Source organism: Hoylesella nanceiensis DSM 19126 = JCM 15639 (genome assembly GCF_000379965.1).
Taxonomy (GTDB): Bacteria; Bacteroidota; Bacteroidia; order Bacteroidales; family Bacteroidaceae; genus Prevotella; species Prevotella nanceiensis.
In genome coordinates this window covers 501,171-514,424 of the sequence record NZ_KB904327.1, presented here as the reverse complement: position 1 = coordinate 514,424, position 13,254 = coordinate 501,171, and the positions used below count along the sequence as shown (strand labels likewise).

The window sequence follows — 13,254 nt, the reverse complement described above, 5'->3', positions numbered from 1 at the left end:
CTTCATCAACTAAAAGAAGGCAAGTCGCAAAGGATATGAGGTTTCTATTAACTGAAACAACAAAGAGAAAAATTCGAAAAAGTTCGACTTTATCATTGTAAATATCTTTAGTTGGACTTGTGCAAATGCCCATAATTTAGTAAATTTGCGCATTAATTGTGTATACATAAATAAAAAATATAATGAATATTTCTTACAAATGGCTGAAAGAGTATGTAGATTTTGATCTTACTCCACAGCATGTTGCAGAAGCACTTACTTCATGTGGACTTGAAGTAGGAGGCTTAGAAGAAGTACAAACGATTCGTGGTGGATTAAAAGGATTATATGTTGGTAAAGTATTAACATGTGAACTACATCCTAATAGCGACCATTTACATATTACAACTGTAGACCTTGGTAAAGGAGAACCACAACAAATTGTTTGTGGTGCACACAATGTTGCTGCAAATCAGAAAGTGATTGTGGCAGACTTAGGCTGTGTTTTGTATGATGGAGACAAAGAATTTGTAATTAAAAGAAGTAAGCTAAGAGGTGTAGAGAGCCTTGGAATGATTTGTGCCGAAGATGAAATCGGAGTAGGAACAAGTCATGATGGTATCATTGTTTTACCAGAAGATGCTCCAATAGGAATGCCTGCGGCTGAATATTACAATTTAGAAAGCGATTGGGTGATTGAAGTTGATATCACAGCTAACCGCTCAGATGCTTTGAGTCACTATGGTGTTGCTCGTGATTTGTATGCATGGCTAAAGCAAAATAATTATCAAACAGAGCTTCATAAGCCCAATTGTGATGCTTTTGAAGTAGATAATGAGTCACTAACAATTGATGTAGAAGTAAAGAATACTGAAGCTTGCAAACGCTATGCATGCGTTAGTATCAGCAATTGTGAAGTGAAAGAAAGTCCTGAATGGTTACAAAATAAATTGAAGATAGTTGGAATTCGTCCTATAAATAATATTGTAGATATCACCAACTACATTATGATGGCATACGGTCAACCAATGCATTGCTTCGATGCAGATATGGTTGTAGGTCATAAAATTGTTGTTACCACTCAGCCAGAAGGCACCAAATTCATCACATTAGATGGTGAAGAGCATAGCTTAAGTGAAAGAGATTTGAGTATATGCAATGCAAATGAGGCTATGTGTATTGCGGGAATCTTTGGTGGAAAGGGTAGTGGTACATACGAAAATACACGCAATATAGTTTTAGAAAGTGCGTATTTCCACCCAACTTGGATAAGAAAAAGCGCAAGACGTCATGGCTTAAGTACAGATGCAAGCTATCGCTTTGAACGTGGTATTGATCCTAATGGACAGGTATATGCTTTGAAACAAGCTGCAATTCTTTGCAAAGAGTTAGCAGGTGGCCAAGTATCTATGCAAATAAAGGACGTTTATCCCGAGCCAATCGAAGGCAGTAAGGTGGTGCTTGCATATGATTATGTCAACTCACTCATCGGTAAAGAGATTGGAAAAGATACCATTAAGAGTATCGTAACCAGCTTAGATATGAAGATTGAAGCAGAGAATGAAAATCAAATAGAAATTCTTGTCCCTGCTTATAGAGTTGACGTTAAGCGCCCATGTGATGTTGTTGAAGATATACTTCGTATCTATGGTTATAACAATGTCGAAATCCCTTTGCAACTAAAAGGTACCTTAACCATTCCAACAGATGAAGATAGAAATCGTAAATATATCAATCTTATCTCTGAACAGCTCGTTGGAGGCGGATTTAATGAAATCTTAAATAACTCTCTAACCAAAGTTTCTTATTATAAAGACCTCAATCGTTATACAGAAGAAACAACAGTTAAGATTCTTAATCCTTTAAGTGCTGACCTTGGAGTGATGCGTCAAACTCTTTTATTTGGAGGTTTAGAAAGTATTGTTCGCAATGCTAATAGAAAGAATTCTAATCTTAGATTCTTTGAATTTGGTAATTGCTATCACTATGATGAATCGAAGAAAGAGGCAGATAAGTTGATAAAAGCATATACACAAGACCAACATTTAGGACTTTGGATTACTGGAAAGAGAGTTGAAAATAGCTGGGCTCACCCCAATGAAGATGCTTCTTTTTATGAGTTAAAGGCTTATGTAGAGAATATCTTGGTGCGACTTGGACTTTCACTTCAAGCAGTTACACTTGTAAAAGGTGAAAATAATATTTTCGAAGATAGTATTTCTATCATAACAAAAGCAGGCAAGATCATTGCTGAATTGGGCATTGTTGCATACAAGCTAACAAAGAATATGGGTATAACAAACGAAGTATTCTTTGCTGATATCTATTGGGATAATTTGTTGAAGGCAGTGAAGAAACACGTAGTGGAATATAAAGAAATTAGCAAATATCCTGCTGTAAGTCGTGATTTAGCGTTGCTTGTAGAAAAAACTGTTGAGTTCGAACAAATCAAAGAAATAGCTTATTCTACAGAAAAGAAGCTCTTAAAGGCTGTAGAACTATTCGACGTATATGAAGGAAAGAATCTACCTGAAGGCAAAAAGAGTTATGCTGTAAACTTCATCTTACAAGATGAGCAGAAGACTTTGAATGACAAACAGATCGATTCAATCATGAACAAACTCATAGATAACCTCACAAAGAGATTAAATGCCGAGTTAAGATAATTGTAATAATAAATAAAATAAATATTATTTCCTATGGGAAGAGCATTTGAATATCGCAAAGCTGCGAAAATGAAGAGATGGGGACACATGGCAAGAACATTTACCAAGATTGGTAAACAAATTGCTATTGCAGTGAAAGCTGGTGGTCCTGAACCAGAAAACAACCCTCATTTGCGTGCTATTATACAGACTGCAAAGCGTGAGAACATGCCTAATGCAAACGTAGAAAGAGCCATTAAAAATGCAATGGGTAAGGATCAAAAGGACTTTAAAGAAGTTACTTACGAAGGATACGGACCTCATGGTATTGCAATATTTGTAGATGCAGCAACAGACAACACAACAAGAACAGTTGCTAACGTACGTGCTGTGTTTAATAAATATGGTGGAAATCTAGGTACTCAAGGTAGTCTTTCATTCTTATTCGACCAAAAATGTGTCTTTACTTTCAAGAAAAAAGATGGTTTAGACATGGAAGAATTGATCTTGGAATTGATTGATTATGGAGTAGAAGAGGACTTCGATGAAGATGAAGAGGCTAATGAAATAACTATTTATGGTGACCCTAAGAGCTTTGGTGAATTGCAAAAACACCTTGAAGAGGCTGGATTTGAAGTTACAGGTGCTGAGTTTACACGCATTCCTAACGACTTAAAAGAGGTTACAAGCGAAGAGCGTGAGGTTATAGATAAGATGGTTGACATCCTAGAAGATGACGAAGACGTTCAGAATGTTTACACAAATATGAAGCCTGAAGAATAAAAAAAGAGATAAAAGACTTTATATAAAGGACTAATAATCAACTAAGAGATATCATTATCTACTTTCTTTGATTATTAGTCCTTTTATTTTGCAATATATCTAACCGAAAACTTTTCCTTTATCTTCCTTCCTTAGTCTTGAAAAGAATAGATCTTTAAGAGAATGTTTACTATACTTCCTTTATTATTGTCAGTTTGAGACTATTGAATTTATTTATAGTGAAGATAGAAATACCATTTAATAGTATATTTATGGTAAGTGGTTTTATTTCTTATTATAAGTTATTCCATTCCAATTGTCGGTTCTAAAGGGAAAAGCAGGAAGATTCTCGCCGTTATATAAGTTGCAGATTGGATTATCTGCCCATGCATAACGTACTGCAATAGGAATTTTTACATTATCACTTTTTACGATTACACTATTTCCTTCAATTGTTGCATGTGCCCAATACCATCTTTTATCTGGGCCAGCTATAGCAAATCCTGTGAGGGAGTTATTGTCTTTTGTTTTTAATCCTCCTTTAGTATGATCAAAATAAATACGAATAGAGTCTCCCTTTATTTCATGTGTTTTATAAGTAGGGCCACTAAATTCTATATTTTCGTTATAGCTTTTTGCTCTTGCAATAAGAGCTAACCGATGTCCTACGTCCTGTTTGTTACTTGGATGTATATCTTTTTCCATACCAATATCAATAGTACATGATATTCCTGTATTATCTAATCCTGTTGCCATTTGTTGTGCTTCACGTAGTTCTGCCCATGTTGACTCAGTTGGTTCGCTATGATGTTCCATGAAATTTGCAAGTTGAACAATATAGAAAGGGAACTTGTATCCCCAAGATGAGCGCCAGTTGTTTATCATTAAAGGCAGAAGGCGTCGATATTGATAAGCTCTATTAGCATTGGCTTCTCCTTGATACCAAATAACTCCTTTTATCGTATAAGGTATAAGTGGATTTATCATTGCATTGTAGAGTACTGTGGGAAAACATGGATTATCATTTGGGTTTATAGGTTCATTAGGAATATCCTGTATATGCTTACTAATCTTATAAAGCCATTCCCCACTGATATTTATTTCTTGTATAACTGAATCTAAAGGGTTAGATTGTACTTTTTCGATCTTTATTTTATTAGTATCTCCATATAATCCACCATCTCTCTCTCTGTCAAAAATACGTATAGCAATTACATTCTTGCCAGGCTTTACTAAATTTGAAGGGATTTTATAGATACGCTCTTTATCCCATCCTTCTGTTTTTCCGATTTCAATACCATTAAAGTAGGTTATATCATTATCATCAATTGGTCCTAATTTTAATGTAAGATCTTTTCCTGTCATAGATGATGGAATATCAACTATACGTCTAATCCATATTAAACCATCGAAAGTATCTAGGCCTTGTTGAGAAAAGGGAGAAGGAATTTGTATTGTCTTCCATGAGTAAGTGCTTATCTTGGGAGAAGCCCATATAGCCTTATTTCCCTTCATTCCTGTATCTTTCTCATTAATTTCTTGTTGCCACTTTTGCTTCTTTCTTTTGTATTCCTGTAGTGCATTTTCTTTTGAACTTGGAACATCAGATAATAGTTTGAGGTCTTTTATAAAGTCAGGGTCTAATTTTAGTGCTTCTTTTCCTGTCCAAGCTTCAATTGTAGTACCCCCCCAGCAAGTTTGTATAAGTCCAATTGGTACATTAAGATGCTGTTCAAGGTCTCTTCCGAAGAAATAAGCAGTAGCAGAAAAGTTTGCTAAGTTCTCATAATTGCATACCATCCATCCATCATTTCGTGCTGTAAAATGAGTTTGAGGATGTGAACTTGTTTCTAAATTAACTTGTAGGAGTCGTATGTTTGGATGATTATCAGCATCTTTGTGTTCTTCTTTAAAATAGTTATTTCCCCAGCCAACAATAGGCATTTCCATGTTTGATTGTCCTGAACATAGCCAAACTTCACCAATAAGAACATTTTTTAGCTTTACGATATTACCATCATTGAACGTAATTTCATAAGGACCACCTGCTTTGGGGGTTGTTACTGTTATCTTCCAACTTCCGTTAGATCTTGTAATTGTTTTATATTTGTGATTATCCCAAGACGTGATTATAGTGATTTCTTTCCCTGCTTTGTCTTCTCCCCAAATGGGAACATGAGATTGTTGCTGTAAAACCATATTGTCAGTAAATAGAGGTTGTAACCTTACTTGGGCTTTTGTGATTATGCAACTCATTAGAAGGAGCATAAAGAAAATTTGTTTTTTCATAGTGTTTTGGATTAAAGAATAAATTGTTTTGTTTGTTTTTCTATGATAATCTATTTTTTTATTCGTGGTAATAATGGCAACACATTGTTGTATATAATGATAAAGCGATATAAAAGAATTTGACTTTCTTACACAAAATGCATTATTATTGGTCTCTAATAGCATTGCAATTAAAATGCAAAAAGATAGCAATTAGCATGCAATATGATAGTTTTTACTTGCTCGTAAAGATGTTGCAAGGTATTATATTAATGCTATTGTGGTTGATTTATCTGTGAAAATAAAAAAGCAAAGACCCTATTAAAAACTGAAAGTTATAGCGGATCTTTGCCTTTATTGTTTCTTTATTTTATATACTACACCATTTTAAATATAAATAGGGTAGCAGTGCAACTTCATTGATTATCTAATAACCACCTTTTTACCATTGATGATGTAGATACCTTTTGTAAGTTTATCTACTGAAGTGTTAAGGCGAAGACCATCTATAGTGTAGATTTCTACTGGTTTATTTGAATTATCTGTTACTGTTGTGTTGATAATTCCTGTTTCAGGACCAGCTTCTTCTTCAATTGTTACACCGAAATCGTGCATAGAACCAGCATAACCTACCTTGTCATTTAAGTTGAATGGAGGTACTGTTCTTCCGTTAGCATAACCATTTCCATCACAAAGAATACGGAATCTTGTGGTCTCTGCTTTTGCTGTTGCAGGTACAGTGAATTTAAATGTATGTTGAACTACACCACGATGTCCTAATGTTGCTTGTTGACTTTCACGATATGCCTTTTCGTTATAAGGTGAATGCCCCCAAGAACTATTTGTTTCTGAAGCTGTAGAACCTACTTCAGAAAAAGCACGTTGTTGGTCTTCGAATGTACCATCATGATCCCAATCAAAACCAATTGCAATGTCCCACGACCAAATACCAGAACGAACATCAAGTGTAACTTCTTGTCCTTTTTTTGCAGTAAATGAATATTCGTCTTGCAACCAGTTATATGGTTGTCTACCATTTGCATCGGTATATGACATAACAATATTACCATCGATGCTTACATTTACGCTATAAAGTGATTGGCTTGGTGCATGTTTATAACCAGGAACGGTTTGATAAGGTTGTGTGTAGCTTTGTGCTTGTGCAAAGTTAAAGGCACATAAAGCCATACCTAGACTTAAAAGAGGAGTAAAAATTTTCATTTTCATAATAGATTGTTTTTTTATTTGTAATAATTGTTATTAAGTTACTTCGTTTTACATCTTGTTCTATCTACATATTCTTGTTAGTTTGTTTTGTTAGTATAGTTTAGATGTGTAGTTTTATTTCAATACAAAAGTAATAGTTTTATTGATATTAAACAAATAAAAGCCTTTAAAATATTTATTTAACACTCATATTTTATTCGTATTGTAGTTTTATAGGGTAGTAGGTAGATATAAAAAAGATGAATAATCTTAAGCCTTTCCTTTGATCCTTATATATAATAAGGTGGAAGAATCTTAAGATTATTTATCTTTTTATTGTGACTATAAGCGTATTTACTTATAGTTTATGGTGCAATTATTATAGACCAATCTTTTTACGGATATCCTTTGGAACTGCATTTTTGTTCACAATGAAGTCCATAGTTTTGTAAGCAACGAATGCTTTTGTCATATACCATGTTCCTTTATAGTCGCCATAAGTACCCCAAGAGTTCTTAACCATGTAGTATTCTTTACCGTTTTGGTCTTTAGCGATACCATAAATGTGCATTCCGTGGTCGTCAGTTGTTTCCCAATTGTCGAAAGCTTCTTGTCTCATTTCTTGTGTTGGTACAATCTCAGGAGCATTAATTCCAAGAGCATCTAGCTTACTTTTCTTTTCAGTGCTTGATAGTTTGAACCAGCGATCAGCGTCAGTTCCAGCCATAGAGCGTGCTTTCTTCACGTCATAAGCAACACCTAAACCTTTGCGAGTGAATCCATCTTCAGTAACATCTCCACCCCACATAACTGTATAACCATTCATGATAGCGTGGTCAATGATTTTACATAGGTCGTCGATGGGCACGTTCCAGCTCATTGGCCAACGCCAGTTGTCTTGTACCTCAACTGCAAATTCAGTCCAGAATGGGTGGTGTGTGTAGCTTGTGAAGCTGATATAATCTTTCATATCCAATCCTAAGCTAGCAGCGAATGATTGTGGTGTGTATGTTTTACCTTCGTATTGGAACGAAGTTGGTGCTTTACCAAGATATGAATCGATGATACCTTGTAAACCATTCTTCCATGCTGGAGTTAGTTTTGATGACTTATTCTTTGCTACAGCCTCAACGTATGGAGTCATAACGCTAAAGAATTCAGAGAAGTTTGCTAATGAATCACCAATCATTTTACCTGGTAATGGCATAGCAGACTCAGGAACCATACCGTAATGTTCCCAACAATATTGTACATCATAACCGCTACCGCCTTCAGAAAAGCTAACATCTCCGTGCATGCGAACAGCTTTAATTGCTCTATCCATGTATGTTTTACCTGCAACAAACATTTCGCTTAAATCGTAAGTCTTACCTGTTTTTCTTAGGATTTCGCTTTCGAAGAAGCTGATTGTTGAATAAGCCCAACAAGTTCCGCTCTTGTTTTGGTCTTTGATACTTGTAATCTTATTTGCTTTTACGACAGTAAATACTGGCTTAACCGCTTTAATACTGTCTTTGTTTGTTTCTGCCTGCATGCCTGTTATAGCGCATGTAAGTGCAGCTAGCATGATTAATTTTTTCATGTTTTACTGTTTTTACTATTTATATAATATGTTTTATTAGTCCAATGTGTTACTATATTCTTTAGCTTTGAATAGCTATTATTGATTCATAAAAGCCTCAATGTCTTTGGGATGATATGGAATTTCTTTGTTTCCGATGAATCTACAGCCGTCTTTTGTGATGAGAACATCGTCTTCAATGCGAATACCTCCAAAGTCTTTATATTGTTCTAAAGCATCAAAGTTAATGAAGTCTTTTCCAATTCCCTTTGCTTTCCATTCGTCAATAAGTGCAGGAATAAAGTAAATACCAGGTTCATCAGTGATAACAAAGTTCTCTTCAATTCGTCTACCCATACGAAGTGAGCCAGTTCCAAATTGTGTTGAAGGTTGAATTTCATCGTCATAACCTACATATACTTGTCCTAGTCCCTCCATATCGTGCACGTCCATTCCCATCATATGGCCTAAACCGTGAGGCAAGAACAATGCGTGTGCTCCAGATGCAACAGCCTCTTCAACGTCACCTTTCATCAAACCAAGTTCCTTAAGGCGAGTTGTCATAAGTCTACAAACGTCCATGTGAACGTCAAACCATTTGACACCAGGTTTCGCAATCTGTAGAACTAAGTCGTGACCAGCCTCAACAATAGAGTAGATATCTAATTGTTTTTGAGTGAATTTGCCATTAACAGGGTATGTTCTTGTATGGTCTGAACAATAGTTATTGATGGTTTCGCCACCACAATCGCATAAAACAAGCTTTCCATTCTTTAGAGTTGTCATTGTAGGAGCGCCATGTAGAATCTCACCTCTTTGTGTAAAGATAGTAGAGAAACTAACCTTTGAACCATAAGAGTTAGCAATTCCATCGAGTTGTCCACTGATAAACTTCTCTGTAACCCCTTCTCTTGTAAGCTTCATAGCAGTTGTATGCATCAAATATCCGATCTCGAAAGCACGTTCAAGTTCTTCAATTTCTTGCTGTTCTTTAACAGAACGCATCTTAACAACAGCCTTTATAAGTGATAAAGATGCCTTTTCTTTTTGTTGATTAGGATGAATACCTAAGAGATCGTATATCAAAATCATAATATCCGACCTATAAGGAGGAAGGAAATGAATATCTCTTTTATTCTTTAAAGCCTCACAACAAATATGTTTTAGCTCTTTAAAAGGAGCAGTTTGCTCCACTCCTGCAGCCGAAGCCATATCTTTAACCGAGTCAACAGGACCCATCCACACAATATCATCAATGTCAATGTCATTGCCAATAAGTGTTTCTGTGTTGTTGTCAATATCTATAATTCCTACTAATCCATCTCTATTAGCACCAAAGTAATAAAGAAATGAAGAGTCTTGCCTGAATGGTGAGTAAGCATTATTAGGGTAATTACAAGGCGATTCGTTATTGCCAAATAATATGATAATGCCACTTTTAACCAGCTTCTTTAGCGTTTCACGGCGTTTGATGTATGTATTTTTGTCAAACATATTAAAAGATTTATTTAATATATATCGCAAAGTTACGAAAAATAGTTCAATTTATGTAACTTTGTAACAACTTTAATTGTATTCTTATGAATATCACATCAGACGTAGGACTTGTACTAGAGGGAGGTGGGATGCGTGGAGTTTTCACCAGTGGTGTATTAGATGCATTCATGAAACATAATCTTTACTTTGATTATGTCGTTGCAGTTTCGGCAGGAGCAGGCAACGGAATGTCGTATATGAGTAAGCAATATCGTCGTGCTAGAATGACAAATATTGATTTTTTAGCACGTTATGACTATATTGGACTTAGACATTTATTTTCTCAAGGATGTATTTTTGATCAGAAATTGTTATACGATGATTTGCCAAACGATTATCTTCCTTATGATTTTGACACCTATTTTAAAAATCCCGCAACGTTTGAAATGGTTACAACTAACTGCTTAACGGGGGAGGCAATGTATCTTGTTGATAAGCAAGACAAGCAAAGAACACTTGATATTGTAAAGGCTTCGTCGAGTTTACCCTATGTAAGTAAGATTGTAACAGTCGACGGAATTCCTATGCTTGATGGTGGAATTGTTGATAGTATTCCTGTTCTTAGATCAATAGAAAAGGGACATCCTACCAATGTTGTGGTGCTTACACGAAATAGAGGTTATCGAAATACATCGAAAGACTATAAAATTCCTCGTTTTATCTATAAGAATTATCCTCGTCTTAGAGTGGCTTTAAGTAGGAGAGTTGCCGTATATAATGCGCAATTAGATTTGATAGAGCAACTCGAAAATGAAGGAAAAATAGTATGTATTCGTCCTGTTCATCCTTTAGAAGTAGATAGAATAGAACGTGATGTTACAAAACTTGAAGATTTATACGAAGAAGGTTTTGAGCAAGGAGAATTGTTTTGTCAAGAATATTGGGATAAAAGATAATAATAATTCTTTGTTCTTTAAGATATAATAGTGGGACTCAAGGTTTCCTTTGGGTCCCATTTTCGTTGTTTTAATACTCTCTTTAATGGACTGTTGCTGTACTTTTGTAACTTATTTAAATCCAATGTATAAGTTGATTTAATATAAATATATACTTAAACTATATTTTGTAATTCATAAAATGATTAAAAGAGGGGGGAGGTTACGTTTACTATTTATAATAGAAATATGATTTTTCTTACTTTATAATGATGTCTAAATAGGCTGTTGGAGTTGCGTACTTTATGAGTGGAATCATCATCTATATGTATTCTGTTTTAGAGTTTTATAACGTAGTTTCTTATCAGTTATTTTCTGTTTAGGTTCATTCTTGATTGTAAAAGAATACTTCAACTTATCTTTTTCATTATTGAGAAAAGTATGTTTTATTGTCGAAGTAATTCTTTATTTACCACTTTCATTTTCTACTCTTATTAAATATTATTTCCATGCCATTTTATTTCAAATTTAAAAGTACTGCTTTTGACCTTTAAAAGCATTGATATTAGAGGGTTAAAGCAATGTTATTGTGATGTAAAAGTTATGCTTTTATTGAGAGGAGGAAATCATATTCATCTATAACTATTTGCCACTTGTTTTATGATGAGTATAGAGTAGGATAGAAGAAGGAAAAAGGTTTGATGAAGTTGGAGATGAATTAGCTGAGTATATAAAGGTTATTATGCTTGTTGAATTTGTGTTATGTGATGATTTTATATATAAAATAGATGTATTCTTTGATCTAGTTTTAGTAATCTTGGTTATACAAATATGATAATGTTTTCAAGTATAAATAAAGTGTAAATTATCCCTTTGGTTATAATCTCCATCCTTAAAAATCTTGCATTAATCCTCTTTATTTTAGAATAAACACTATATCTTTGCATTAATATCATTATTGATAGAGATAAAAGTAAGTAAATTTCAAAGGACAAAATAACGTTTTATGATATTAAAGGTGTGCGGAGTGTACGAAAAAGAGAATATTCGTGCCGTGATAGAACAAGGTGTTGCAATGATTGGATTAAACTTTGAAAAAGGAAATCCACGTTTTGTAAAGATGTATTCTTCTAATAGTGGAATACAGCCAGACTACAGTTCTCTTCAAGTTGATGCCATAAAGAAAAATAAAGACATTCTATCTTTTGCCAATGTAAAGGTCTTTGGAGTATTTAAAGACGATATGCCTCAAAACATAATCACACGTATCTATAACTTTAAACTTAATGGAGTTCAACTAAATGGTGATGAAAATACAGTGATGATCGACAATTTAAAAACTACAGTTATAGGTGATATTGCTCCATCTTTAGACGTTATAAAAACAATAGAGGTAAATTCTTACGATGAACTCGATAAGGCTTTGCCTTTTGGAGGTCATGCCGATATGATATTTTTTAAACTCAATCCCACTTTATTAGTATCTCAAGAGATTTCAAAAACAGTTGAAGCTTTGAATAACTTTGCATCTTCTCTTCCTTTCTTTGTTGGTGGGGCTGCTGACGAAAGCGTAGTAAATGCCTTAAAAGAAATAAAGAATGAAGCTTTCTTGGGATTGAATGTAGATGCTGAAATTGAAACAGAAGAAGGTTTAAAAGATATTGAAAAGCTACAATCTTTACAGCAGGTGTTAGCAAGATAGGCAGCTGTTGAAAGAATGAAAAACATTGCTCTAATAGATAATCACGACTCGTTTACTTATAACATCAAATATTTAATTGAACAAACGGGGAGTGGAGTAGATGTATTTGATAGTCTTTCTTTAGATATAAATCTTTTAGATAATTATCAAAAACTCATTATTGGTCCTGGCCCTGGTTTGCCTTTAGATTATCCCAATATTACTTCTTTATTAGAAAAGTATGCTCAAACGAAGTCAATTCTTGGTATTTGTTTGGGGCATCAAGCTATTGCGCAATATTTTGGAGCACAATTATACAATTTAAATGATGTCTTTCATGGTATAACTTCACTGCTTTCGGTAGATAATAGCAATGTTCTTTTTCGTGAAATGCCCTCAAAAATATCCGTAGGGCGTTATCATAGTTGGGCTGTTGATAGCGAAAGTCTTCCTAATTCTTTAAAAATTACTGCCCAAACCGATGATCATATTATAATGGGATTGCAGCATACCTATTATAATATATGTGGAATACAATTTCATCCAGAGAGTATTTTGACGCCTCAAGGAGAGAAGATGATGTCTAATTGGATTTCTTTATTTGTTTAAATAGAGCTTTTATAAGATAGATAATTGTATATTTGAAATTAAATCAATGTATTTTGTTAACATAATAAAATATAAAGCATTTTATTAACGTTATGTTGTTAAAGTGTTACTCTTTGTCGTATATTTGCCAAT

The 13,254-nt window shown here is 34.2% G+C and carries 9 protein-coding genes; 5 read left to right on the top strand and 4 right to left on the bottom strand.

The genetic code is table 11. The features are described from left to right. Window positions 1-182 precede the first annotated feature (182 nt). Both pheT and A3GM_RS0102150 read left to right on the top strand, forming a co-directional pair. Window positions 183-2,645: a phenylalanine--tRNA ligase subunit beta gene (gene pheT, locus A3GM_RS0102155; RefSeq protein WP_018361743.1), complete on the top strand. Its 2,463-nt coding sequence runs from the start codon at window positions 183-185 to the stop codon at window positions 2,643-2,645. Window positions 2,646-2,678: 33 nt separating this feature from the next. After that, entirely contained in the window at window positions 2,679-3,407 is a 729-nt protein-coding gene (locus tag A3GM_RS0102150; protein WP_018361742.1) for a YebC/PmpR family DNA-binding transcriptional regulator, read from the top strand. Between the two features lie 264 nt (window positions 3,408-3,671). Here the strand turns inward: A3GM_RS0102150 and A3GM_RS0102145 are convergent, their stop codons facing one another. From A3GM_RS0102145 to A3GM_RS0102125, 4 genes are all read right to left on the bottom strand, one after another. After that, window positions 3,672-5,675 carry a sialate O-acetylesterase gene (locus A3GM_RS0102145; protein ID WP_018361741.1) on the bottom strand — a complete coding sequence of 668 codons (2,004 nt, stop codon included), beginning with the start codon at window positions 5,673-5,675 and terminating at the stop codon, window positions 3,672-3,674. A 402-nt stretch (window positions 5,676-6,077) separates the two neighbouring features. Continuing rightward, on the bottom strand, window positions 6,078-6,881 hold the full coding sequence (locus A3GM_RS0102135; protein WP_018361739.1) for a GEVED domain-containing protein: 804 nt from the start codon (window positions 6,879-6,881) through the stop codon (window positions 6,078-6,080). Between the two features lie 358 nt (window positions 6,882-7,239). After that, window positions 7,240-8,442 (bottom strand): C1 family peptidase, encoded by a 1,203-nt coding sequence (locus tag A3GM_RS0102130; protein WP_018361738.1) that lies wholly within the window; start codon window positions 8,440-8,442, stop codon window positions 7,240-7,242. 78 nt (window positions 8,443-8,520) lie between these two features. Beyond that, complete coding sequence (locus A3GM_RS0102125) at window positions 8,521-9,915, bottom strand: aminopeptidase P family protein (RefSeq protein WP_018361737.1); 1,395 nt, start codon at window positions 9,913-9,915, stop codon at window positions 8,521-8,523. Between the two features lie 86 nt (window positions 9,916-10,001). Between A3GM_RS0102125 and A3GM_RS0102120 the strand changes: the two genes are divergently transcribed. The 3 genes from A3GM_RS0102120 (at window position 10,002) to A3GM_RS0102110 (ending at window position 13,122) form a co-directional block, all read left to right on the top strand. Then, a complete protein-coding gene (locus A3GM_RS0102120) occupies window positions 10,002-10,853 on the top strand; it encodes a patatin-like phospholipase family protein (protein WP_018361736.1) in 852 nt (283 codons plus the stop codon). Window positions 10,854-11,838: 985 nt separating this feature from the next. Next, window positions 11,839-12,534 carry a hypothetical protein gene (locus A3GM_RS0102115; protein WP_018361735.1) on the top strand — a complete coding sequence of 232 codons (696 nt, stop codon included), beginning with the start codon at window positions 11,839-11,841 and terminating at the stop codon, window positions 12,532-12,534. Window positions 12,535-12,549: 15 nt separating this feature from the next. Then, window positions 12,550-13,122 (top strand): anthranilate synthase component II, encoded by a 573-nt coding sequence (locus tag A3GM_RS0102110; protein WP_018361734.1) that lies wholly within the window; start codon window positions 12,550-12,552, stop codon window positions 13,120-13,122. The last annotated feature ends 132 nt before the right edge of the window (window positions 13,123-13,254 follow it).

What these genes read in the sequence shown, in the direction of transcription:
- pheT (WP_018361743.1), top strand. Translation starts at nt 183, where the DNA reads ATGAATATTTCTTACAAATGGCTGAAAGAGTATGTAGATTTTGATCTT.
- A3GM_RS0102150 (WP_018361742.1), top strand. Translation starts at nt 2,679, where the DNA reads ATGGGAAGAGCATTTGAATATCGCAAAGCTGCGAAAATGAAGAGATGG.
- A3GM_RS0102145 (WP_018361741.1), bottom strand. Translation starts at nt 5,675, where the DNA reads ATGAAAAAACAAATTTTCTTTATGCTCCTTCTAATGAGTTGCATAATC.
- A3GM_RS0102135 (WP_018361739.1), bottom strand. Translation starts at nt 6,881, where the DNA reads ATGAAAATGAAAATTTTTACTCCTCTTTTAAGTCTAGGTATGGCTTTA.
- A3GM_RS0102130 (WP_018361738.1), bottom strand. Translation starts at nt 8,442, where the DNA reads ATGAAAAAATTAATCATGCTAGCTGCACTTACATGCGCTATAACAGGC.
- A3GM_RS0102125 (WP_018361737.1), bottom strand. Translation starts at nt 9,915, where the DNA reads ATGTTTGACAAAAATACATACATCAAACGCCGTGAAACGCTAAAGAAG.
- A3GM_RS0102120 (WP_018361736.1), top strand. Translation starts at nt 10,002, where the DNA reads ATGAATATCACATCAGACGTAGGACTTGTACTAGAGGGAGGTGGGATG.
- A3GM_RS0102115 (WP_018361735.1), top strand. Translation starts at nt 11,839, where the DNA reads ATGATATTAAAGGTGTGCGGAGTGTACGAAAAAGAGAATATTCGTGCC.
- A3GM_RS0102110 (WP_018361734.1), top strand. Translation starts at nt 12,550, where the DNA reads ATGAAAAACATTGCTCTAATAGATAATCACGACTCGTTTACTTATAAC.